A 22,539-nucleotide genomic window follows, 5' to 3' on the forward strand; every position below is an offset into this window, starting at 1 on the left:
GGTTGATAAAGGCGCACTGTCATTAGGTGCCGGTTGTGTCCAGTTCGATGATGCTGCTTGCTGAGTAGCTCTGCCCCGCAGGTAGTTCGGCGACATACGGCACCAACTGATCCGCGAATTCCTCCACCGTGAAGACCCCGTCTGCGGCGACAAACTTCTGTTGCACCGTGGGCGGGGCCATCAACGCCACCATGTCGCCGTAGACGACAAACACCTGGCCGTTGATCGTCTGCGCCGCCGGAGTGGCCAGGAACGCCACGAAGGTGGCAACGCGTTCGGGTGCCATGATGTCGAGCCCTGTATCCGGTTCACCGTCGGCAAAGACGCCGGCCGTCATCTCGGTGCGGGCACGCGGGCAGATCGCATTCGCGGTGACACCGTACTTCGCCAGGCCACGTGAGGTGGAGAGGGTCAGCGCAACGATGCCGGCCTTGGCCGCAGCGTAATTCGCTTGACCGGCGCCGCCGAGAAGAAATGCTTCGGACGCTGTGTTGATGACGCGCCCGTACACCGGGCCACCGGCAGCCTTGCCCGCTGCCCGCCAATGCACTGCAGCCGAGCGAGACAGCGCCGCATGGCCTTTGAGGTGAATCGAAATGACGTCGTCCCACTGCTTCTCGCTCATGTTGAACAGCATCGCGTCGCGGGTGATGCCCGCGTTGTTGACCACGATATCGAGGCTGCCGAAGGTATCGACCGCTGCTTCGACAAGGCGATCTCCCAGCGACCAGTCGCTGACGTCGCCGGTCACCGCAATAGCCCGGGATCCGAGAGCCTCGATTTCGCGCACGACATCGTCTGCGGCAGAACCGATGTCGTTCACCACGACGCTGGCGCCCCGCGAGGCCAGTGCGAGGGCCTCGGTGCGGCCCAAGCCGGCCCCGGCGCCGGTGACGATCGCGGTGCGGCCGGTGAGATCGGTGAGTTCGGTGGGCGAGGTGTTGAATGTGTCAGGCAAGAGCTGGCTCCCTGGGTAGTCCGAGAATGAGTTCGCCGATCTGATTGCGGAGGATTTCCGACGTACCACCGGCGATGGTCTGGAAGCGCACTTCCAGAAGACTGTGATGGACAGGTGTTTTCAGCTCGCAGCCGGCCGGTAAGAACCCGGAGAGCAGCAGTCCGGCGTCGGCAAGTCGCTGTCCGTGCTCGCTGCCGACCAGTTTCAGAACTGCGCCCTCGGGGCCAGGTCCGGCGCCGAGGACCGCGAGTTCCGCGATACGGGTGGTCAGCGCGCGTAGGGAAAGATCCTCCGCCACCAGATCGGCCACCGTGGCGTCCATGCCGGAGTTCTCTGCGCGCACCACGATGAACAGATCGTGGATGCTGTACGTGACGCCCAGCCCGAGCCTGTCCCGGCCGATGGTGACACGTTCGTTTCCGAGAGCGGATCGCGCAACTCCCCAGCCGCCGTTGACTTCACCGAGCACATCGGCGTCCGGAACAAACACGTCGTCGAGGAAAACCTCGGAGAAATGCGAATCGCCCGTGATCTGCTTGATCGGGCGTACCTGCACTCCATCCGCAGACATGTCGATCAGCATCATGGTGATGCCCTTGTGCTTTCGCGCCTCCGGGTCGGTGCGAACAGTTGCCATACCGTGCGTGGAGGTCACTCCGCCGCTGGTCCAGGTCTTCTGGCCGTTGACAATCCAGCCGCCGTCGACGCGCCGCGCTTTGGTCGTGATGCCCGCCGCATCGGAACCGGCGCCGGGTTCGCTGAACAGCTGGCACCATTTCACGGTGCCCATGAGGCTGGCGTCGACAAAGCGTTCGTGTTGCTCCGCGGTGCCGTGTCCGACAACGGTGAGGAGCACCCATTCGCCGATTCCATACTGCGGCAACTCGAGTGCCGACAGTTCCTCTTCCAGAACCAATTGCTCGACGGCGCCGGCCCCACGGCCCCACGGCTTCGGCCAATGGGGAACCGCGTAACCCGAGTCGACGAGTAGGCGGCGCAGTTGATCAGCGGGAGCGGCGAGGGCTTCCTTCACGAATGCACGTGCCTGCGTGCGGTACTCGTCGGCCTCGGCGGGCAGTTCGATGCTCGATTCGCGTCGGACCCCGGCGGCGGTGGCGTCGGCGATGTCGGCGCGGGCGACAACGGGGGAGAAGACAGCGTTCACTGCGCCGGCGCGACGCAGGTACAGGTGAGCGTCGTGCTCCCACGTGTACCCGATTCCACCGTGCACCTGGATGCACTTCTGGGCAACTCGCATGGCCGCGGGGAGTGCGGTCACCACGGCAACAGCCGCTGCGAGGGCGCTTTGATCCTCGTTATCGGATGCTGCCTGGGCGGCATCCCACGCAGCAGCGGTGGACATTTCGCGGTCCACGAGCATATTGGCGAGGATGTGCTTGACCGACTGGAACGAACCGATTGCGCGACCGAAAGCAAAGCGGGCCTTGGCATACTCGACAGCCAGGTTAGTGGCTGCGGTGATCACGCCCGCGGCTTCGGCAGCGGCCAGGGTGCGCCCGATCGACACTGCGAGCACTCTCGCGCCGGGCAGAACCGCGACGGCGTCGACGCTGCCGTCGGTCGTTACCGCCGCGAGGGGACGCGTCGGATCGAGCGTCGGCGCGTCGGTGATCTGTACCTGCTCGCGTCGTAGTACGACAACGTCTTCGCCGATCAAGACCAGAAGAATGTCGGCTATTGCCGCGCAGAGAATCTCGACGGGTTCCGCGATGTCGACGCTGGAACCCGAGAGTGCGGCAGTCGTGGCTATTCCGACTGCTCCGACGACCGTTCCGTCGATCAGACCGGGAAGGAGCGCCGCTTGTTGTTCGGCGGTGCCCGCTGCCGCGATCACAGCGGATGCCCACACCGTCGGAAGCAGCGGTCCGGGAGTGACGGCGGCCCCCAATTCCTCCACCACTACCGACAATTCAGGCAAGCCGAAGCCGGCGCCACCGTATTCTTCCGGCAGGTGGACGCTTAACCAGCCAAGTTCGGCGAAAGTCGACCACCCCGACGGCAATTCGTGCGTCGGATTGTCGAGACTCTCGCGAGCCTCGGCGAGTGGGTTCGCTCGGGAGATGTAACTGCGAACCGATTGCGCAAGAGCGCGCTGGTCTTCGGAAAGTGCAATAGACATGGAGAACTACCTCGTTACGCGACTGAGCCCGCAGGCTGATTGTCACTGCCGCGGGACCACCGCAGGCAGGAGTTGTTCCCTCTACACGTATCACGACAAACCCAGCCGTAGCGGGCAATCTCGCTCAGTGGGTCCAGCGCGTCCGCGATCGGAGCGCTACTCTGCCAACCGTGAGTCGTATCAATTCGTTCATCCGGCCGTTGGTTCCCCGTGATCCGCACGAGGCGCATCGAGTAGCCACACCACTCGAACTACTGACGGACCTGTGCTTTGTCGTGGCAGTGGCCCAGGCCGCCACGGGCCTTCACCATGCGATCAGTGAGGGGCACGCGGCCTCGGGCGTCGGGCACTTCGCGATGGCGTTCTTCGCGATCTGGTGGACGTGGCTGAACTTCACGTGGTTCACCTCGGCGTACGACAACGACGACGGAATTGCCCGGCTGCTGACGATCTTCCAGATCCTCGGTTCGCTGGTCCTTGCCGCCGGTGTCGTCCGCTTCTTCAACGACGACGCCCTACTCATCATCGTCGGCTACGTCATCATGCGAATAGCCTTGGTGATCCAATGGCTCAGGGTCTCGCGCAACGACCCCGAACACGCGCTGACGGCCCGTCGATACGCTCTCGGAATCGTGTTGGTCCAGATCGGTTGGATCGGTTTCTACTTCGTGCCGTCCGCCATCTACGTTCCGACGTTCCTCGTGTTGGTACTGTGCGAGTTCGCAGTGCCGGTCTGGTCCGAGAAGCCGGGGATGACGCCGTGGCATCCGCATCACATCGCCGAGCGGTACTCGTTGTTCTTCATCATCGTTCTCGGCGAGACGATCCTCTCGACCACTCTCGCAATTCAGGATGCAGTGGACGGCGAGCATCCGGCAGCGCAGGTCACCTACGTCGTCATCGGCGGAATCCTGATCGTTTTCAGCCTGTGGTGGCTGTACTTCCAACGCAGCGCTGGCGATGTCATCGGCAACGGCGACGCCTCACCCTTCGTGTGGGGATTCGGGCACTACTTCATCTTCGCGGCCGCTGCCGCCATCGGTGCGGGATTGGCGTCCCGCGTCGACTTCTGGACGCACCACGGCGACGGCAGTGCGTTGGTGACGGGCGCCGCCGTAACCGTTCCGGTCGCGGTCATCCTCGCGGCGCTGTGGTTCATCCACATCAGGCTCCACGATTCCTCGCTTCGCACGTTGGCGCCGTTCTCGGTCGCGATAGTCGCAGTTCTCGCGGGCACCTACACCCCGGTGCCCGAGTTGGTGGCCGGTCTGGTCTGCGCAGCGCTGCTGGCAGTGGAATTGGTCCTCACCGAGGGTAAAACCGAAGCCGTCTGAACCGAAGCTGCCTGAGCCGAATCAGCGAACCGCGAGCCGTTCCTTGCGGAGCTTGTCGACCTCGGGCAGGTGCAGCGGCTCGAGTTCGGTCACACCCAGTGCCCGCATGATCAGCAGGTCTGCGAGTTCCGGGTTACGCGCCAAGGCAGGTCCGTGCATGTACGTCCCGATCACCGAACCCTGTACGACGCCTTCGAACCCGTCGCCGACGCCGTTGCCGACGCCATGGGTGACCCTGGCGAATCCTGAGGCTGCGCTGCCCAGAGTTGTTCCGCCGCGGTGATTCTCGAACCCGGAAAGGGGTGCGGTGAGTCCGTCGATCAGCGGCTTCGTGATGACTTCACCGATCGAGCGCTTCTCTTGCGGCGAGGTGGTGACGTCGAGCATCGAGACGCCGTCGACTCTTTCGCCGCTTGACGTCTCGTACCAGTTACCCAGAACCTGGATGGCCGCGCAGATTGCGAGGACGGGTGCGCCGCGTTCGGCTGCGCGCTGCAAGCCGGGGTATTTCGCGAGATGTCGGGTAGCGAGGCGCTGCGCGGAATCCTCCGCGCCGCCAAGGGTGTAGACCTCGAGTGAATCCGGCACCGGGTCGTTGAGCGTGATGTCGACGATCTCGGCGTCGTAGCCGCGCATGCGCAGGCGCTGACGCAGGATCAGGGCGTTACCACCGTCGCCGTAGGTTCCCATGACGTCGGGGAGGACAAGCCCGATGCGCACTGTCGAATCAGACATCGCGGGTCTCCTTGGCGATTGCGGTGTTCAGATCGCGAAATGCCGTGTAGTTGGCAAGAACTTCGACGCGACCGGGCGGGCAGGAAGCGATGGCGCGCAAGGGATCCGGCTCCAGGGTGTGCTCGACGCCGGCGTAGGTGAGGCGCACGGCGAGGTCGGTTCCCCGCTCACCGGCAGCGACTACTTTGACGCCTTCGAAGTGTTCGAACTTCACGTCCCACAGCCAGGAGAGATCCTCGCCGTCGGGGACCTGCCCATTCACTGCAATGACCAGACCGTCGACGGACGGATCGATCATCGACAGAGCTTCCTGCCAGCCGGCGGGATTCTTCGCGAGAAGCATGTGGACGGAATGCGAGCCCACCTGGACAGTGCTGTAGCGCCCGGCAACTTCCTGGACCGTCGACGCGGCGGCAACCGCGCCGACCGGATCTGCGCCCAGGGCAACTGCAGCAGCGACGGCCTGAGCTGCGTTGCCGCGGTTGGCTTTTCCGGGAAGTGTCAACGTCATCGGGATTTTCAGGCCGTCAGGGCCGTAGAGGTTGTCGTCGTCGAGCCACCAGGACGGCTCGGGTCGCGCGAAGTCCGAACCGGTACTGCGCCAGTGCTTTCCCTCCCAGACGATGGGTTCGCCGGTACGTGGGCAGCTGACGGAATCGCCGGCCCACCCGCCGCCGGCGGCAACCCACACGACGTTGGGGGCGTCGTAGGCCACGGAGGTGACCAGTACGTCGTCGCAGTTGGCGACGATGACCGCATTCGGGTGCGCGTTGACGCAGGCTCGCAGTTTGCGTTCGATCATGTTGATCTCGCCGACCCGGTCGAGTTGGTCGCGGCTCAGATTCAGGAGCACGATCACTTCCGGGTTCACGGCGTCGGCCACGTGGGGAACGTGGAGTTCGTCGACTTCGAGCGCCGCGACCGGCGCGTTCATCCGGTTTGCCAGTGCCGCGACGATTCCGGCGTCCATGTTGGCGCCGTCGGCCTGCGTTGCCACGTCACCGAGCGTCGCGAGTGCCGCTGCCGTCATGCGCGTTGTTGTCGACTTGCCGTTGGTGCCGGTGACAACAACGGTTCGTTTTCCGCGCCCGAGTTGGGTCATCAGCGTCGGGTCGATCTTGAGGGCGATGAGCCCACCGATCATGGAGCCCTTGCCGCGGCCGGCTTTCTGCGATGCCCAGGAGGCCGTGGCGGCAGCGCGCAGGGCGAGCTTTCCGCGTGTCGTGATCGATAGTCCAGTTCCCACGGCCCGAGTTTGGCACAGCGCGCGGTCAGACTTCGAGTCGTGCAGGTGCTTGCCACGCCGGTGTGTTCGACGGAACAGCAGCCTTGGGGGTGCGTCGTATCTGGGCGGCACTTGCCCCGACGATCACGATGACGGCTCCCACCAGTGACAACGCGCTGGGATTCTCGTGCAGGAACAGCCAGGATGCGCCGATTCCCACCACCGGGACGAGCAGGGAGAGCGGTGCAACGGTGCCCGCGGGATAGCGTCCCATCAGGATGGTCCAGATTCCCGATCCGGCGATGGTGCCGATCAACACGATGTACGCGAGTCCGATCAGTGCCGGCCACCCGTCAGCGCTGAATGAGCTTCCGAGGGCATTCCAGCCCGCGCTCGGACCTTCGACGGCGGCGGACAGGGCAAGCATCGGCAGTGGGGGAATGACGCACATCCACAACATCAGGCGCATCGGATTTGGGTTGCCGACGGTACCGGCCGCGGCAAGGCGGCTGCCGAGGTTGCCAAAAGCCCAGGACAGACCGGCCAACAGCGTCAGGATCACCGGTAGCAAGGCAGCCTGGTGCGAGCGGTCCCAGCCGATCAGAGCCATGCCAGCCACGGCAACGCCGATGCCGGACACCTGCCACACGCTGAGCTTCTCGCGGAGCAGGAACGCGCCCAGTAGAACAGTGAAGGGAGCCGACGACTGCAGGACCAACGATGCGAGACCGGTTGGCATGCCCGTGTGCATTGCCCAGTACAGGAACACGAACTGACCGAAGCCGAAACCGAAGCCGTAGAGCAACAGCCATCGCGTCGGAACCTGAGGGCGCGGCACGAAGATCACCACGGGAATCGCGATCAGCAGAAAGCGCAGCGCGGCGAAGAAGTAGGGCGGGAAGTGGTCGAGTCCGACGCGGATCGCCAGGAAGTTCAATCCCCACATGATCGCGACGGTCAATCCGAGTAGGCGGTCGCGAGGAGTCATGGTGTCAATCGTGAGCTGTGCAAAGCATCAGGACAAGCGAATAAAGATGGACTATTAATGTAGTTTTTCTACATGGATGCAACCCGGTTGCGAGTGCTGCGCGAGCTGGCTGACAGAGGAACGGTGGGCGCCACCGCCGAGGCACTCTCCATGACGCCGTCCGCGGTCTCCCAACAACTCAAGATCCTCGCCCGCGAGGCGGGTGTGCCGCTCCTGGAACCGGACGGCCGAAAACTCAGGCTCACCGACGCCGGCCGGGCTTTGGTTCTGCGCGCCGACGACGTGGTGGCCGCTCTCGAACGCGCCGATGCCGAGATGGCGTCGTACCGCGGTTCGCCGCGCGGCAAGGTGCGGGTGGCGTTCTTCCCGTCCGGGGCTGCACTACTGCTGCCCCGGGTCTTGACGGCACTCGAGGGGTCAGGTGTCGACATCGATGCGTGCGACGTGGATCAGCCGGCGTCAGCGGTGCCGGGCCTTCTGGCCGATCACGACGTGATCCTCACCCATCGCGACGAACGCGCTGCGGAGACGTCGTTTCCGCGGGTGAGTGTGCGGTCCTTGATGCGTGAACCCATCGACTTGGTTCTGCGGCCGGATCATCCTCTGGCAAAGCAGGATTCGGTTCGGTTGGATCAGCTGGTGGACGAGAACTGGATCAGTGTGCGCGGTGGATTTCCCGTCGACGACGTGCTGATGTCAGTCGCGGCTGTTACCGGTGTGCAACCTCGCGTCGCGCATCGGATAAACGATTTCCGGGTTATCGAGGAACTGGTTGCCGCGGGGCACGGAGTTGCGTTGATGCCGCGACACGCGATCACGCATCCTGCGGTATCGAGGAAACCGATAGCCGGTGTGCGTGCTGCCCGGGTCTATGAATTGGCAACGCGATTGCACGGCGATCGAAGTCCGGCGATCTCGACGGTACTTGCGGCGTTCCGAGACGCCCAGCGGGCCGTCGGAGAATAAACAAAGCGGGAGCGACACGATTAGTGTCGCTCCCGCTTCGGTGGTGCAACCTGCAATTGAACCGAAGATGAATCAGGCTGCCAGAGCCTTGGCCTTCAGAGAGGCGAATTCTTCTTCGTTGATCGTGCCGGCATCGAGAAGTGCCTTCGCATCTGCGATTGCCTCGGCGGGAGACTTACCCGCAACCTCGCGAATGTAGCTGTCCTGTGCCTGCTTGACCTGCTGCGCTGCTTCCATCGAGCGCTGAGCCATACCGTCGCTCTTCACGATCAGGTAGATGAGCGCGGTGAGCCACGGAATGACGAAGAGGAAGAATACCCAGATGGCCTTCTTCCAACCTGAAGTCTTGTGGTCGCGGAAGAGGTCCGTAATGATCGAGAACAGCAGGATCAGGTATGCGATGAACGCAAAACTGACGATTATCACCCAGAGGAAATCCCAGAAGGAATCCATTGTCGAGCCCCATTTCACAGGTCGGATTTGTCTGAGATGAACTATCTCATGCGATGACCTCTTCCGCATCATCCCCAACGGATGAAAAGAACTGTAATGAATTCTTTAATATCCGGTTCAGGACGTTCGTCGTTCACGCGAATTCGATAGGCAGTTCAGACAAGTGTGGCTCCTATCCGAATCGGATAGGAGCCACACTCGACAGGTGTCCTAGCTAGCGCGGTTAACTGCCGAAACCACGGCACGCAGCGACGCCGTCGTAATCGAGGTGGCGATACCGACACCCCAGACGACGGTGCTCTGACCGTCGGGGCCAGTTACGGCGCACTCGACATAGGCGGCAGCCTGAGCGTCGTCACCAGCGGACATGGCGTGCTCGGAGTAGTCGAGAACCCGAACGTCGAAGTTAATGCTTCCCAGTGCGTCGACAAAGGCAGCGAGCGGACCGTTGCCGGTACCGGAGATCTCCTGCTCCTTGCCGTTCACCTTTACGATCGCGGTGATCGCATCGGTGCCGCCGTCTTCCTCGGAAGCGGTGACCTTCTGCTTCATGCGCTCGAGCGGGGTGATCGGAGCCAGGTACTCCTCGTGGAAGACGTCCCACATTTCCTTCGGCGAAACCTCGCCGCCCTCACCGTCCGTGATCTTCTGGACCGACTGCGAGAACTCGACCTGCAGACGACGCGGCAGCACCAGACCGTGATCGGCCTTCATGATGTACGCGACGCCGCCCTTGCCGGACTGCGAGTTCACGCGAATGACGGCCTCGTAGCTGCGGCCGACGTCCTTGGGGTCGATGGGCAGGTACGGAACCTGCCACAGAATGTCGTCGACGTCGGAGTTCTGCCCGTCGGCGTCGACCTTCATGGCGTCGAGGCCCTTGTTGATGGCGTCCTGGTGGCTGCCCGAGAATGCGGTGTAGACCAAGTCGCCGCCGTACGGGTGACGCTCGTGAACGGGCAGCTGGTTGCAGTACTCGACCGTGCGACGGATCTCGTCGATGTTGGAGAAGTCGATCTGCGGGTCGACGCCACGCGTGAACATGTTCAGGGCGAGGGTGACCAGGCAGACGTTGCCGGTGCGCTCGCCATTGCCGAACAGGCAGCCTTCGATGCGGTCGGCGCCGGCCTGGTAGCCCAGCTCAGCTGCAGCGACGCCGGTTCCGCGGTCGTTGTGGGGGTGCAGCGACAGGATGACGGAGTCGCGGCGAGCGAGGTTGCGGTGCATCCACTCGATGGAGTCGGCGTACACGTTGGGCGTGGCCATCTCGACCGTCGCAGGCAGGTTCAGGATTACCGGGTTTGCCGGTGTGGCGCCCAAGGTCTCGGTGACGGCGTCACATACTTCCTTGGCGTACTCCAGCTCGGTACCCGTGTAGGACTCGGGGGAATACTCCCAGCGCCAGTTGGTGTCCGGGTACTTCTTCGACTCGGCGAGCACCAGCTCGGCGGCGTCGGTGGCGATCTTCTTGATCGTGTCCTTGTCGGCGCGGAAGACGACACGACGCTGCAGGATCGAGGTGGAGTTGTAGAAGTGCACGATCGCGTTCTCGGCACCTTCACACGCCTCGAACGTGCGCTTGATCAGCTCGGGACGCGACTGCGTCAGCACCTGGATGGTGACATCGGACGGGATTGCTCCGTCTTCGATGATTTCGCGGACGAAGTCGAAGTCCGTCTGGCTTGCCGACGGGAAGCCGACCTCGATCTCCTTGTAACCCATTCGGACCAGCAGGTCGAACATGCGACGCTTACGTGCCGGGCTCATCGGGTCGATCAGGGCCTGGTTGCCGTCACGCAGATCCACCGCGCACCACTGCGGGGCACGGTCGATGACCTTGTCCGGCCAGGTGCGGTCCGGCAGCGTGACCGTTTCGACTTCTTCGGAGAAGGGACGGTAACGGAACGTGGGCATCGACGAGTTCTTCTGCGTGTTCCACGCAGGCTGGTCGGAAGGTGCCGGCTTGGTGGGAGGCGTGATGATGCGAGTGCCGGTGGTGAATGCGTCAGCGGGGGACATGGGGTGATCTCCAACGATTGTGGACCCGGCCTGATGACCTGTTGGTCATGACCGAAAGTCCGGAAGGCTTGGTCGACCGGCGCACACAAAACCCCGCGACGGGAGGCCAGTCTGGATCAGACCCCGTCGCGGCAACCAAGAAGGAGTGCGCGCTGCATGCTCTGCACTCTACTCCTGGAACGTCGGCGATCGAGGTGGGGTTCGGCGACATTCCGAAATTGTCGTTGTTCGGTGCTGTTGTTTCGTGCTCCGAAGTGATCGACTGATCGCATGGATGATCCTCGAATAGCCGTGGCGCGCGCGTACCTCGATGCGCTTCTCAGTCATGACGGCAGTTCAGTTCCGTTGGCTCCGGATGCAGTGCGGCACGAGGCGGGGATCAAAACCGGATTCTCGGGAAATCACTTGCGGCGCAGCCTGTCCGGTGGTCCACAGTTCCGTTTGGTGCGCGCGATTCGAGATGTGGAGTGGACTGTTGACGGCGAGAATGTCGTGGCTGCGTACCTCCTCGACGCGGGCCTGTTCGGCAAGAATTTGATGACGGTGCACGTGCACGAGACCTTTCGGATACCTACCGACGACCTCCGCATCCATCGCATCACCGCGAAGATCCGGCCCACCCGCGGCAAGCGCTCGTGACACGAGTGTTGCGCTGGATACTCTGCTGTGTCCTGATCGTGACCGGAGCGTTGAGCACCGCGGCGTCGGTGTTGGCGCTGTTCGTCCACACTCAGGTGAATGACACCGACAGTTATGTCGACACGGTCGCGCCGTTGGCGTCGGACCCCGCGGTGCAGTCTGCGGTGGCCGATCGACTGACGGAGGAGTTGACGCGGCGGCTGGACGGATTGCCGCAGATACTGACCGGCCCGACCGAAAGTGTCGTTCGGGAGGCGGCACTCGCACTGGTTTCGAGTGATCAGTTCGCGACACTGTGGACCGAGGCCAACCGTGGGGCGCACGCACAACTTGCCGCGGCGGTCACCGGCCAGGCAACGGACGGCATCGTGCGAGCCGACGAATACGGAACCGTCACCCTGTCTCTCGAGCCGGTCATGACGGAAGTGCGGACTCGTGTGTCCGACCGCGGATTCACCGTCGTCGATCGCCTCCCGGCATTTGATCCGCAGTTCGAGATCCTGCAATCCGACGAACTGGTGGCGGCACAGCGCTACTCGAACGCCCTCGATCGCGCTGCTTTGTGGTTGCCGTGGGTGGCCGCGCTCTGCGCCGTGATTGCCGTCGCTAGTGCGCCGAAACGAATGCGCGCACTCTCGCTGGTCGGGCTGGCAACGGCGGTCGCCATGATTGCCCTGCTCGTGGCGTTGACCGTCGTGCGTCGGGTTTATTTACACAATCAAGACATCGTGTCCCCGGATGCGGCAGTCGCGGTGTTCGACACCGTCGCGACTTCACTGGTCAGCAGTATCCGCATCCTCCTTGCCTGCGGAGTTGCCGTCGCAGTACTGGGTTACGTTGCCGGTGGTTCACGTTCCGCGACATCAATGCGAAAGGCGATCTCACAACAGTTCGGGCGTGAATCCGAGCCCGAGGTGAGGGCCGAGGTCAGTACGCGTCGGGAAGTCCCAGGACCACGTCGGTAAGCTCGACCTCTGGTATCTGTAAACAATTTCGACCTGGAGGTAGAAACGCGTGGCTCTCGTCGTCCAGAAGTACGGCGGATCCTCGGTGGCAACCGCCGAGCGCATCCGACGAGTCGCTGAACGGATCGTCGAGACCAAGAAGGCCGGCAATGATGTCGTCGTCGTGGTGTCAGCGATGGGCGATACCACCGATGAGCTGCTCGACCTGGCTCAGCAGGTGTGCCCTTCCCCGCCGGCCCGTGAAATGGACATGCTGCTGACCTCGGGTGAGCGCATCTCCAACTCCTTGGTTGCGATGGCAATTCATTCTCTCGGGGCCGAGGCTCGCTCGTTCACGGGCTCACAGGCCGGAGTCATCACCACCGGCAGCCACGGTAACGCCAAGATCATCGACGTCACCCCTGGCCGTGTTCGCACCGCGCTCGACGAGGGCTCGATCGTTCTGGTCGCCGGATTCCAAGGCGTCAGCCAGGACAGCAAGGACATCACGACGCTCGGACGCGGTGGCTCGGACACCACTGCCGTGGCGTTGGCAGCTGCTCTCAACGCCGACGTCTGCGAGATCTACACCGACGTCGACGGCGTTTACTCCGCCGATCCGCGCATCGTCCCCGACGCACACCGTCTCGAGACGGTTTCCTTCGAGGAAATGCTCGAACTCGCAGCGTGCGGTGCCAAGGTGCTCATGCTCCGCTGCGTCGAGTACGCCCGTCGCTACAACGTGCCAGTGCACGTCCGTTCGTCATACACCACCAAGCCCGGAACAATCGTGTCCGGATCGATGGAGGACATTCCTGTGGAAGAGGCCCTGATCACCGGAGTCGCGCACGATCGCGGCGAAGCCAAGATCACCGTTGTCGGATTGCCGGACACACCGGGACACGCTGCCAAGGTGTTCCGCGCTGTCTCCGATGCCGAGATCAACATCGACATGGTGCTGCAGAACATCTCCAAGGTGGAGACCAACAAGACGGACATCACCTTCACGCTGCCGACGGCTGACGGCCCGCGCGCGGTCGAGATCCTGACCAAGCGTCAGGATGACATCGGTTTCACACAGATCTTGTTCGACGACCACATCGGCAAGGTCTCCCTCGTAGGCGCCGGCATGCGCAGCCATCCGGGTGTCACGGCCACGTTCTGTGAGGCACTGGCCAAGGCCGACATCAACATCGACCTCATCTCGACTTCCGAGATCCGCATCTCCGTGCTGGTCAAGGACACCGAACTCGACGACGCCGTGCGCGTTATCCACGCAGCCTTCGGACTGGGCGGCGACGAAGAAGCTGTAGTACACGCAGGAACAGGACGGTAATTTCTGATGACAACAATCGCTGTTGTCGGTGCGACCGGTCAGGTCGGCATCGTCATGCGCACTCTGCTCGAAGAACGTAACTTCCCCGCAGACAAGGTGCGGTTCTTCGCATCGGCGCGCTCTGCCGGTAAGAAGCTGACGTTCCGCGGCGAAGAGATCGTTGTCGAGGATGCCGCAGCAACGTCCGACGAGGATCTCAAGGGCATCGACATCGCCCTCTTCTCCGCCGGTGCGACGCTGTCCCGTGCACAGGCTCCGCGGTTCGCCGCTGCCGGTGCGACCGTTGTCGACAACTCTTCCGCGTGGCGCAAGGATCCCGAGGTTCCCCTCGTGGTCAGCGAGGTCAACCCGCAGGACGCGAAGAACCTGGCCAAGGGCATCATCGCGAACCCCAACTGCACCACCATGGCAGCGATGCCGGTGCTGAAGGTTCTGCACGACGAAGCTGGTCTGCAGCGTCTGATCGTCTCCAGCTACCAGGCTGTGTCCGGCAGCGGCATCGCCGGCGTCGAGGAACTCCTCGGCCAGGTGCGCGCTGTTGTCGGTGACGCCGAGAAGCTGGTTCACGACGGCAGTGCCGTCGACTTCCCGGCCCCGAACAACTATGTCGCACCGATCGCATTCAACGTCCTGCCTCTCGCAGGTTCGTTGGTCGACGACGGCAGCGGCGAGACCGACGAGGACCAGAAGCTCCGCAACGAGAGCCGCAAGATTCTCGGGCTTCCCGATCTGTTGGTTTCGGGCACCTGCGTGCGCGTTCCCGTCGTGACCGGTCACTCGCTCGCGATCAACGCCGAGTTCGCCAACCCCCTCTCGGTCGCTCGCGCGAAGGAAATCCTCGCCGACGCTCCCGGCGTGGAATTGGTCGACGTTCCGACGCCGCTCGCCGCAGCTGGTGGCAATGCGTCGCTGGTCGGTCGCATCCGTCAGGACGAGGGTGTCCCCGAAGGCCGCGGACTCGCGCTCTTCGTCTCGGGCGACAACCTGCGTAAGGGTGCCGCGCTCAACACGATTCAGATTGCCGAGCTGCTGGTCGGCTAAGCATCCTTTTTGTCGGTGACCCCGCTTGTCAGTGACCCCGTGCCTTCCGGTGCGGGGTCACTGTCGTTTGTCGGGAGTTCTAGTCGAGTTCGGAGATCGCGACCAGCCCGCCGAGGTAGTCGGCATCCGAATACGCTTTGGCGAGAAGCACTCCGAGTTCGCCGAGAGCTTCGTTGTCGCCGCCGTAGGCAACAAACATGCCGGCCTCGGGGTCGGTGCCGAATCGGCCTTCCAGATGTGGTGCATCGCGGCCTACCACTGCGTGGGCGACCGAAGCCCAGTCGTAGCCGGAGCCTTCGAAGCCCTCTACCTGCTCGAATACTGCTGCCACCTTGCCGAAATGCTGGTCGGTGAGCATCAGTGACCAGTTGCCGGGAGATGTTTCGAAAAGCTGCAGCGGTTCGATCGATGGTGATGTCATGTGTGTATTGAAGCAGATCCGACCGACAGGTTTCAGTCGTGTGCTAACGCCCGACCGATTGTGCGAGAGCCACGGCAAAACTGGAAAGTCGTTCTCGGGTATAGGTTTCGGGGTCGCTGACGGCCAACCGCCCGAGCATTTCGGCAAACGACATCATGGTGTGTGCGAGGAGAACCGGGTCCAGCCCTTCGAGTTTCGGTTCGAGGGCAATCCCGGCGCGGGCCAGTTCTTCGGCGCGGGCGAAAACAGCTCCGCGAGAGAGCTTCAACAGGTCGTGATACTCGCTGGGCGCGTTCTCGACAGACGTGAGAATCAGGCGCCACCGCGTCGGGTTCTCGAGTACGGCGTCGACAAAGGCGCCGACGGTTCCGGCGTACGACGCCGCGGGGCCGAGTTCGCTCAGATCTGTCGGCATGGTTTCGAGCACCTGGGCGATGGCCCGCTCGTGCTCGCGGCGCAGGAGTGCGGCGACGAGATCAGTTCTGGTGTCGAAAACTGTGTAGAGGACAGGCTTGCCGACGCCGGCTTCAGCGGCCACTGCTTCCATGCTGAGGTTGTGCAGACCAACGCGGCCGGTGATCTGGAAAGCAGCGTCGAGTAGCTGTTCGCATCGTTGCTCAGGTGCCATGCGAGGGGCGTACTTGCGTCGCGGAGCGCCTGTCTGTGATTCGTCTGCCTGTGACCTGGTCATCGTGTGCCTCACCTCCGCTCCCACCCTAAGCTGCCAGCCACTTCGTTATGAATAATACGCAACCGTTGTATTCGTTGAGGTTGATTGCTACGGTGGCGTTGTATTCGAATGGGTAGGCCTGAACTGTGCATATGACATGAACGGGGAACCTCACAATGTCCGACCGGAACATGGATCGACCGCGCGAGGATTACGGCTTTTTCGGCCCAGGGTCACCCAGTTGGAAGATCTGGGCAGCCCCAACAGCACTGATCGGGTTCCAGCGGTCGGTGGTGCTCGAGCACTTCGACCCCTTCCTTGCCGCCGCGGTGGCCGACATGAGTGGCATCTACAGTGATCCCGCCGGTCGACTCGACCGAACGCTGGCCTACTTCCTCACCGTTGCCACCGCCGACGGGCGGACCGCACTGGCCTTGTCCGACCATCTCATGACTGTCCACGCCCAAGCGGCGGGAATCGAGCCGATCACCGGAACTCGTTACAGCGCAAACAACCCGGCGTCACAACTGTGGATCCACGTGACCGGTTGGCATTCGGTGCTCAAGTGTTACGAGATGTACGGGCCGGGTCCGCTCCCTGCTGTGGAAGAGCATCGGTACTGGGAAGAATGTGTGATCGCCGCGCAGTTGCAGACATGCAAGGCGTCCGACGTTCCCCGTTCCCGCGAAGAGGTGCGTGAGTACTTCGCAGAGGTCAGGCCGAGGCTGTGTACCTCTGAGCGTGCAAACCGGGCGATGCACTATTTGCTGAGAACACCCAGGGCGCACGGGAAGACGAGGTTCGCGACGTTCAGTCGATTGGTCGCGCCGGCAACAATCGCAACACTGCCCGGCTGGATGCGAACTATGGGTGGATTCGATCAACCGGCGTTGCTGGACAAGGCAATTGCACCGGCCGTGCGAACAGCCGTGCGCGTGGGTAGTTCGCCGAAGAATATGACCGCTGCTCTGAAAGTCATTGCGCCGATGACCGGCAAGGTGTTGGAGCGCCATCTGCGTGACGAGCGACCCCTCGTCCCGAGAGTTGTCACGCCGGCGGAAATTCGGGAGCGATTCCCGCGCGGCACCACAATGCCGCAACCAGTCTGATGGAATCCACTGCCTGTTGGCACCGCGTCGGGGGATCCTTCGATGCGGTGCTAGGCCGTGTTCTGTTGTATCCGAGTGGCTTTCACCCGTCAGGTTCGGTAGGTGTTGTTTGCCGGTCTCGGGTGTTGCTGCGGGTCGATCGCCGGCGGCGGAATGAACCAGGGTTTGTTGTCGGCGCCGATTCGGATTTCCCATTTTCCGATGTATCCGGCTTTGCGGTGCATGAGTCGGTGGTGTGAACGGCACAGCAGGACAAGGTTGTTCATCACCGTCGGCCCGCCGTTCGCCCAGTGTTTTATGTGGTGTGCGTCGGTCCAGGCTGGTACGCAATCGCAGCCCGGGAAGGCGCAGCCTTTGTCACGGGCGATCAAGGCGACGCGTTGTTCGGCGGTGACCAATCGTTTTCCGGGTCTGGCATCGAGTGGCGCTCCGTGGTTGTCGAGCAGGATCGTGGAGAGGTAGCAGTCGCAGCCGAGGAGTCTGGTCTGCGAGAGGGATAGTGGTCCCATCCACGGCATGTGGCCTACGTCGAGATCGGAGAGGTCCGGATCGAGTGAAGTTTCTTCTTCCGTGGCAGTTTCCTGCGCCGCGCAGTTGCGGTGTTCGGCGAGATCTCGGGCGTTGATGTGAACATTCAGATGTGGCCGCTGGCCGCCGTCGATACCGGTTTTTGCGCAATCGAGGTGGCGGCGGATCAGTTCGGTGAATCCGTCGGCTGTGCGTTTGGCTGCCGAACGGGCATCAGGGGTTCCGTCCGGTGCTGGGGTGGGCATGGTCAGGTTCGACAGGGCGGAGAGGAGCATTTCGCCGGTGACGGCGTCGAAATCGCCTCGGACGACAACCCGCCCGTTCAATGTTGTGGCGATGCGTAGTTCGTTGCGGTCGACGTCTTCGGCGGGTGGAATGTTGTCGGATTCGAAGAGTCGTTCCAGTGTTGCGATCACGTAGCGGATTTTGGTGGTGGTGGCTTCGACCCCGGAGGCGGCAGCCAGCAAGAGGTCGATGCACTGCGGTAGTGCGTCTTCGGGCATTCCTTTGGGTGGTGATTCGCAGAATGACATGATCAGTGCGGCGTGGTCGAAGGAGCAGTCTCCGTCGTCGAATCGTGCCGCTACCGTGGGGAATGTCCGTAGTGCGGCGCCGAGGGCGGCGATCTTGTTGCCGGCAGGGATTTGCAGCATGGTGTGTGCTGCCAGCCAGCGGCCGGTATTGCGGTAGCAGAGCACCTGATCGTCCGGGCGTAGGGAGAGTTCGTCGACGACGGCGACGCGGATTGCTTCGAGTCGCAGGATTTCGGTGCTTGCCTCGATTGCGGCGGCACGAAGGTCAGCTGCTGGCGCTTGCCACAGCCTGGCACGTAATCCCGCGGCAGAACCGGAAACCATATCTGATGTGTCGATGCTCATTGATGCCCCCCGAATGTGGATCCCCCGATCCTCATCACCTCATTGTAGTCGAACAAAAATTCGAGTCAATAGTTTTCTCGAACCCGCGATTCGAAATCTGTGTTTGACCTCGCCGCTGCGTGTTTGACCTCATCGCCCCAGGGGTAACCCGGTCCGGATGCCGTCAGCGATAGGGGGCCTGTAGTGGATGAGCCTGTGCACAAGCCGCACAAGATCCGTCGACGCTCGGTGCTGCAGGGCTTGGGATTGATGGCAGGACTAGGAGCACTGTCGGTGGGGTCCGCTTCAGCTCGGGAATCCGCACGTACAGCTTTGCCTGATATCGATCCGCTACGGCCACTCCAATTGCCGTCACCACGCCTGGAACCTTTTCGCGAGGCGCTGGTATTTCCGCCGACGATCGGCGGTAGCAATCTCGAGCTTCGTGCCGCGTCGTCGATGCACCGGTTCCATCCCGACCTGCCGCCGTCGCCGTCGCTGGGATACGGCGGGATGGACTACCTCGGGCCGACGATCGAGGCTCATGTCGAGCAATCGTTGACGCTGCGGTACGCCAACGACATCACCACGCATCCTCTTGCCGCTGATGTGGATTCGCGTCTGCACGGCCTCAGTGATAACGATCGGACGCAGGTTCCCACGTCGCTGCACCTGCACGGCGGCGTCACCGCGCCGCAATTCGACGGGAATCCCGAGTTGATTCAGCGTCCCGGCGAGGGGCTGGTGCACGAGTTCGGCAATGCCCCCGGCAACGGCAATCCCAGCGGTAGCGGTAATCACTGGTATCACGACCATGCCATGGGAATGACTCGGCTGAACGTCTACGCGGGCCTGGCCGGGATGTACCTGCTTCGTGATAACGATGACACCGGGGCGGCCGGTAATCCGCTCGGCTTGCCGTCTGGCGAGTTCGAACTGCCGTTGATTTTGCAGGACAAGGTGTTCACCTCCGACGGACGGCAAAGTGTCAGGTCGACGTGGACAACACCGCAGGGCGCCTGGGATCCCGCGACGCCCGGTGACGTGGGTGTGGTGAACGGCGTCGTGTGGCCCAGAATCGAAGTGGCGCGGGGGTTGTACCGCCTGCGTGTGCTCAATGCCGCGTCGTACTCGGTGTGGAATCTGTATTTCGGAAATCGTATGCGGTTCTGGGTGATCGGCTCGGAATCCGGATTGCTCGCGGCATCGGCGCCGACGGATCATGTGCGCTTGAGCCCGGGTGAACGAGCTGACCTCCTGGTCGACTTCGGCATGCTCGAACCCGGCACCAGTGTGGAACTGCGCAACGATGAACCGGTGCCTTTGGCTGTGGCGCAACGCGGTACGCAGGTGATGCCCCTGTTTGCCAGGTTCGACGTGAGCAGCGCGAAAGGGTTCACGGGGCCGGTGCCGCAGCAACTGAGTCCCGTCGCCTCGCCCGTGTCCGCGCCCGATGTGGTCCGCAATCTCACGATCATGCAACTGTCCCGGCCCTCGAGTTATCCGACGATCACCATGTCGCTCAACAATTTGCGGTACACCGACTCGGATATCGAATTGCCGCGTCAGGGAACCGTCGAGCAGTGGAATCTGATCAACGTGACGACGGAACCGCATCCGATTCACCTGCATCTGGTGACGTTTCGGGTCTTGGGTAGGCAGAACATCAACACGCCTGCGTACACGGCTGCGTACCCGTTGCCGGATCTCGGGACGCGTTGGACACCGTCGGCGGATGATTTTGTGACCTCGCCGCTGCGGGCGCCGGAAGTGTGGGAGACGGGCGCCAAGGACACCGTCATCGTGGACGCCAACTCCATCACTCGCATCATCGTGCGCTTCCCGACGGCTGACGAACTGGGCTTCGATCCGGACGCGACGTTCCCGCGGAGCGCGATGGCAGATCACAGCGGGCACGGCGGCGGCGACATGGGAGACCTGCAAGGGTACGTCTGGCACTGCCACATGCTCGATCACGAAGACCACGACATGATGTTGAGGTATCGGCTGGTGACGTAACCTTTCGTAGGGAGAGACGTTCCCACGAGGAGGCTGCTGTGTCGGAAGGTGTGCCCACCGGGCCCCTGGACGGATATCGGGTAATCGAGCTCGGCACGTTGATTGCCGGACCCTTCGCCGGGAAACTACTCGGTGACATGGGTGCCGACGTGATCAAGATCGAGTCGCCGGATCGTCCAGACCCGCTTCGCACCTGGGGACAGGCGGAGCAGGACGGTCACCGATTCTTCTGGACCGTCCACGCCCGCAACAAGCGGTGCGTCACGCTGGATCTGCGGGTCGACAAAGGTCGCGAACTGTTTCTGGATCTGGTCGAGCACGCGGATGTCGTCGTCGAGAACTTCCGGCCGGGCACCCTCGAAAAATGGGGTCTGGGGTTTGACGTGCTCAGCGAACGCAATCCGAAACTGGTGCTGGCCAGGGTATCCGGCTACGGGCAGACCGGTCCGAAGGCCAAGAGCGCCGGCTATGCCTCGGTGGCCGAAGCTGTCAGCGGTTTCCGGCACCTGAACGGATATCCCGGCCAGGCGCCGCCGCGTATCGCACTCTCGCTCGGAGATTCGCTCGGCGGGATGTTCGCCGTGCAAGGTGTGCTCGCGGCGCTGCTTTCCCGTGAGCGAACCGGTCGAGGTCAGGTTGTGGACGTTGCGCTCACGGAATCGTGTCTGGCAGTGCAGGAATCGACGATTCCCGACTACGATCGCGGCGGCATCATTCGCCAACCCTCGGGTACCAGGCTCGAGGGCATCGCGCCCTCCAATATCTATCAGACCTCCGAGGGGAACTGGGTGGTCATCGCGGCCAATCAGGACACGCTCTTCGTCCGGCTGTGCACCATCATGGGGCGACCGGAACTGGCGCAGGACGACCGATTCTCCAATCATGTTGCGCGCGGCAAACATCAGGACGAGCTCGACGAGTTGATCGGTGCTTGGGTCGCGCTGCAGGACCCCAGCAGTCTGGTGGAGCGTCTCACGGAGGTGGGAGTTGTTGCCGGACCGATCAATACCGTCGAAGACGTGGTCAAGGATCCACAGTTGATCGAGCGCGGAATGCTGGTCGGACACTACGACGACCGGATCGGTGAGGACGTCTTGGGCTTGGGGGTTGTTCCTACCTTCAGCGAGACACCCGGCACTGTGCGCAACGCGGGAGCGTCGACGCCGGGTCAGGACAATGCGTCCGTCTGGGGTGGACTCCTCGGACTTTCGGGCGACGAACAGGCAACGTTGCGCGAGAAGGGAGTGATCTGACATGACGGTTACGGAAGTCAGCATTCGTGAGGTGGGTCCACGCGACGGTCTCCAGATCGAGGCCCCTGTGCCGTTGTCGGAGAAGCTTCGACTTGTCGAAGCTCTTGTTGCAACCGGTGTTCCGCGCATCGAAGCCACGTCCTTCGTGTCACCGCGTGCTGTTCCGGCGCTAGCCGACGCAGAAGCGCTGGCAGCAGAACTGCACCGGTGGCCAGGGGTCGAGTTTTCTGCACTGGTCGCCGGAATCGGCGGAGCCAAACGGGCAGTAGCGGCGGGAATGGGAACCGTCGAATATGTCGTCTCGGCTTCGAATGGTCACAGTGAAGCCAATACTCGATCAACTACCGAGCAGGCCACCGAGCGAATCGGGGAGGTGGTCAAGATTGTTCACGACGCCGGTGGCCGGGTCGAGGTCATCGTCGCAACGGCGTGGGACTGCCCGTTCGACGGACCTACCGATCCTGATCGCGTGTTGCGGATTGCGGAGCAGGCCAGGAAATTCGGTGCCGATCAGTTCTCGATCGCGGACACTATCGGCACTGCAACTCCGGGGCGCGTCGGACGGCTGATCGATGCGGTTGACGCCCGGGTCGGCGACTTCAACCTAGGCGTCCATTTTCACAACACGCGAGGCAGTGGTCTTGCCTGCGCACTGACGGCGCTCCAGCACGGAGTTCGTAACCTCGACGCGTCCACGGGTGGGCTGGGTGGATGCCCGTTTGCCCCCGGCGCGAGTGGAAACATCGCCACCGAAGAACTGGTCTACATGCTGGGGGACATGGGAATAACGACGGGCATCGATCTGGACGCGTCCATCCGCGCGGCGGCCGTCGCGGAGGAGATTGTGGGTCATGGCGTTCCGAGCAACCTCCTGCGAGCGGGTGACCGCATCAGGTAGCGGGGG

At 62.8% G+C, this 22,539-nt stretch carries 21 protein-coding genes; 11 read left to right on the forward strand and 10 right to left on the reverse strand.

The features are described 5' to 3' along the window. Positions 1-22: 22 nt before the first annotated feature. Both FFI94_RS02090 and FFI94_RS02095 read right to left on the reverse strand, forming a co-directional pair. Complete coding sequence (locus FFI94_RS02090; protein WP_138871528.1) at positions 23-958, reverse strand: 3-oxoacyl-ACP reductase; 936 nt, start codon at positions 956-958, stop codon at positions 23-25. After that, complete coding sequence (locus FFI94_RS02095) at positions 951-3,098, reverse strand: acyl-CoA dehydrogenase (RefSeq protein WP_138871529.1); 2,148 nt, start codon at positions 3,096-3,098, stop codon at positions 951-953. Before FFI94_RS02095 ends, FFI94_RS02090 begins: the two co-directional genes overlap by 8 nt. Before the next feature lie 170 nt (positions 3,099-3,268). Here FFI94_RS02095 and FFI94_RS02100 point away from each other — a divergent pair, with 170 nt between their 5' ends. Next, a complete protein-coding gene (locus FFI94_RS02100; protein WP_138871530.1) occupies positions 3,269-4,432 on the forward strand; it encodes a low temperature requirement protein A in 1,164 nt (387 codons plus the stop codon). Between the two features lie 21 nt (positions 4,433-4,453). Here the strand turns inward: FFI94_RS02100 and FFI94_RS02105 are convergent, their stop codons facing one another. The 3 genes from FFI94_RS02105 to FFI94_RS02115 are packed head-to-tail and all read right to left on the reverse strand — an operon-like array spanning position 4,454 to position 7,380. Continuing rightward, complete coding sequence (locus FFI94_RS02105; RefSeq protein WP_138871531.1) at positions 4,454-5,167, reverse strand: type 1 glutamine amidotransferase; 714 nt, start codon at positions 5,165-5,167, stop codon at positions 4,454-4,456. Then, positions 5,160-6,413: a Mur ligase family protein gene (locus FFI94_RS02110; RefSeq protein WP_138871532.1), complete on the reverse strand. Its 1,254-nt coding sequence runs from the start codon at positions 6,411-6,413 to the stop codon at positions 5,160-5,162. Before FFI94_RS02110 ends, FFI94_RS02105 begins: the two co-directional genes overlap by 8 nt. Before the next feature lie 25 nt (positions 6,414-6,438). Further along, complete coding sequence (locus FFI94_RS02115; protein WP_138871533.1) at positions 6,439-7,380, reverse strand: EamA family transporter; 942 nt, start codon at positions 7,378-7,380, stop codon at positions 6,439-6,441. A 72-nt stretch (positions 7,381-7,452) separates the two neighbouring features. Here FFI94_RS02115 and FFI94_RS02120 point away from each other — a divergent pair, with 72 nt between their 5' ends. Next, a complete protein-coding gene (locus FFI94_RS02120; protein WP_138871534.1) occupies positions 7,453-8,346 on the forward strand; it encodes a LysR family transcriptional regulator in 894 nt (297 codons plus the stop codon). A gap of 72 nt (positions 8,347-8,418) precedes the next feature. On the opposite strand, the gene FFI94_RS02125 is transcribed toward FFI94_RS02120, so the two are convergent. Together FFI94_RS02125 and leuA are read right to left on the reverse strand one after the other, a co-directional pair. After that, positions 8,419-8,799, reverse strand: a complete 381-nt coding sequence (locus FFI94_RS02125; RefSeq protein WP_138871535.1) for a PLDc N-terminal domain-containing protein — start codon at positions 8,797-8,799, stop codon at positions 8,419-8,421. 210 nt (positions 8,800-9,009) lie between these two features. Beyond that, positions 9,010-10,818: a 2-isopropylmalate synthase gene (gene leuA, locus FFI94_RS02130; protein WP_138871536.1), complete on the reverse strand. Its 1,809-nt coding sequence runs from the start codon at positions 10,816-10,818 to the stop codon at positions 9,010-9,012. 47 nt (positions 10,819-10,865) lie between these two features. On the opposite strand from leuA, the gene FFI94_RS02135 reads away from it, so the two are divergent. Genes FFI94_RS02135 through FFI94_RS02155 form a run of 5 tightly spaced genes read left to right on the forward strand, consistent with a single transcriptional unit; the run spans position 10,866 to position 14,778 of the window. After that, complete coding sequence (locus tag FFI94_RS02135; RefSeq protein WP_138871537.1) at positions 10,866-11,084, forward strand: hypothetical protein; 219 nt, start codon at positions 10,866-10,868, stop codon at positions 11,082-11,084. Positions 11,085-11,088: 4 nt separating this feature from the next. Then, on the forward strand, positions 11,089-11,457 hold the full coding sequence (locus FFI94_RS02140) for a hypothetical protein (protein ID WP_138871538.1): 369 nt from the start codon (positions 11,089-11,091) through the stop codon (positions 11,455-11,457). A gap of 38 nt (positions 11,458-11,495) precedes the next feature. Beyond that, positions 11,496-12,422, forward strand: a complete 927-nt coding sequence (locus FFI94_RS02145; protein ID WP_260683811.1) for a hypothetical protein — start codon at positions 11,496-11,498, stop codon at positions 12,420-12,422. 49 nt (positions 12,423-12,471) lie between these two features. Next, complete coding sequence (locus FFI94_RS02150) at positions 12,472-13,737, forward strand: aspartate kinase (protein ID WP_138871540.1); 1,266 nt, start codon at positions 12,472-12,474, stop codon at positions 13,735-13,737. 6 nt (positions 13,738-13,743) lie between these two features. Beyond that, positions 13,744-14,778, forward strand: coding sequence for an aspartate-semialdehyde dehydrogenase (locus FFI94_RS02155; RefSeq protein WP_138871541.1), 1,035 nt, complete (start codon positions 13,744-13,746; stop codon positions 14,776-14,778). A gap of 79 nt (positions 14,779-14,857) precedes the next feature. Here the strand turns inward: FFI94_RS02155 and FFI94_RS02160 are convergent, their stop codons facing one another. Beyond that, entirely contained in the window at positions 14,858-15,199 is a 342-nt protein-coding gene (locus tag FFI94_RS02160) for an Imm51 family immunity protein (protein ID WP_138871542.1), read from the reverse strand. 43 nt (positions 15,200-15,242) lie between these two features. Further along, complete coding sequence (locus FFI94_RS02165; protein ID WP_138871543.1) at positions 15,243-15,890, reverse strand: TetR/AcrR family transcriptional regulator; 648 nt, start codon at positions 15,888-15,890, stop codon at positions 15,243-15,245. 155 nt (positions 15,891-16,045) lie between these two features. On the opposite strand from FFI94_RS02165, the gene FFI94_RS02170 reads away from it, so the two are divergent. After that, entirely contained in the window at positions 16,046-16,978 is a 933-nt protein-coding gene (locus FFI94_RS02170) for an oxygenase MpaB family protein (protein WP_138871544.1), read from the forward strand. Between the two features lie 89 nt (positions 16,979-17,067). Here FFI94_RS02170 and FFI94_RS02175 read toward each other — a convergent pair whose 3' ends face one another. After that, on the reverse strand, positions 17,068-18,384 hold the full coding sequence (locus FFI94_RS02175; RefSeq protein ID WP_138871545.1) for an HNH endonuclease signature motif containing protein: 1,317 nt from the start codon (positions 18,382-18,384) through the stop codon (positions 17,068-17,070). A 249-nt stretch (positions 18,385-18,633) separates the two neighbouring features. Here FFI94_RS02175 and FFI94_RS02180 point away from each other — a divergent pair, with 249 nt between their 5' ends. From FFI94_RS02180 to FFI94_RS02190, 3 genes are read left to right on the forward strand one after another with little or no spacing between them, the layout of a single operon-like run. Continuing rightward, on the forward strand, positions 18,634-20,382 hold the full coding sequence (locus FFI94_RS02180; protein ID WP_185993370.1) for a multicopper oxidase family protein: 1,749 nt from the start codon (positions 18,634-18,636) through the stop codon (positions 20,380-20,382). A 38-nt stretch (positions 20,383-20,420) separates the two neighbouring features. After that, positions 20,421-21,635: a CaiB/BaiF CoA-transferase family protein gene (locus FFI94_RS02185; RefSeq protein WP_138871546.1), complete on the forward strand. Its 1,215-nt coding sequence runs from the start codon at positions 20,421-20,423 to the stop codon at positions 21,633-21,635. Between the two features lies 1 nt (position 21,636). After that, the gene (locus FFI94_RS02190) at positions 21,637-22,533 is read left to right on the forward strand and encodes a hydroxymethylglutaryl-CoA lyase (RefSeq protein ID WP_138871547.1); all 897 of its coding nucleotides are present in this window, start codon (positions 21,637-21,639) and stop codon (positions 22,531-22,533) included. The last annotated feature ends 6 nt before the right edge of the window (positions 22,534-22,539 follow it).

The organism is Rhodococcus sp. KBS0724 (genome assembly GCF_005938745.2).
Taxonomy (GTDB): domain Bacteria; phylum Actinomycetota; class Actinomycetes; order Mycobacteriales; family Mycobacteriaceae; genus Rhodococcus_F.

Excerpts from the sequence above, each read along its gene's own strand:
- FFI94_RS02125 (WP_138871535.1), bottom strand. The coding sequence starts at position 8,799 with ATGGATTCCTTCTGGGATTTCCTCTGGGTGATAATCGTCAGTTTTGCG.
- leuA (WP_138871536.1), bottom strand. The coding sequence starts at position 10,818 with ATGTCCCCCGCTGACGCATTCACCACCGGCACTCGCATCATCACGCCT.
- FFI94_RS02120 (WP_138871534.1), top strand. The coding sequence starts at position 7,453 with ATGGATGCAACCCGGTTGCGAGTGCTGCGCGAGCTGGCTGACAGAGGA.
- FFI94_RS02175 (WP_138871545.1), bottom strand. The coding sequence starts at position 18,384 with ATGAGCATCGACACATCAGATATGGTTTCCGGTTCTGCCGCGGGATTA.
- FFI94_RS02155 (WP_138871541.1), top strand. The coding sequence starts at position 13,744 with ATGACAACAATCGCTGTTGTCGGTGCGACCGGTCAGGTCGGCATCGTC.
- FFI94_RS02115 (WP_138871533.1), bottom strand. The coding sequence starts at position 7,380 with ATGACTCCTCGCGACCGCCTACTCGGATTGACCGTCGCGATCATGTGG.
- FFI94_RS02170 (WP_138871544.1), top strand. The coding sequence starts at position 16,046 with ATGTCCGACCGGAACATGGATCGACCGCGCGAGGATTACGGCTTTTTC.
- FFI94_RS02165 (WP_138871543.1), bottom strand. The coding sequence starts at position 15,890 with ATGACCAGGTCACAGGCAGACGAATCACAGACAGGCGCTCCGCGACGC.
- FFI94_RS02135 (WP_138871537.1), top strand. The coding sequence starts at position 10,866 with ATGACCGAAAGTCCGGAAGGCTTGGTCGACCGGCGCACACAAAACCCC.
- FFI94_RS02180 (WP_185993370.1), top strand. The coding sequence starts at position 18,634 with ATGGCAGGACTAGGAGCACTGTCGGTGGGGTCCGCTTCAGCTCGGGAA.
- FFI94_RS02105 (WP_138871531.1), bottom strand. The coding sequence starts at position 5,167 with ATGTCTGATTCGACAGTGCGCATCGGGCTTGTCCTCCCCGACGTCATG.
- FFI94_RS02160 (WP_138871542.1), bottom strand. The coding sequence starts at position 15,199 with ATGACATCACCATCGATCGAACCGCTGCAGCTTTTCGAAACATCTCCC.
- FFI94_RS02140 (WP_138871538.1), top strand. The coding sequence starts at position 11,089 with ATGGATGATCCTCGAATAGCCGTGGCGCGCGCGTACCTCGATGCGCTT.
- FFI94_RS02190 (WP_138871547.1), top strand. The coding sequence starts at position 21,637 with ATGACGGTTACGGAAGTCAGCATTCGTGAGGTGGGTCCACGCGACGGT.
- FFI94_RS02095 (WP_138871529.1), bottom strand. The coding sequence starts at position 3,098 with ATGTCTATTGCACTTTCCGAAGACCAGCGCGCTCTTGCGCAATCGGTT.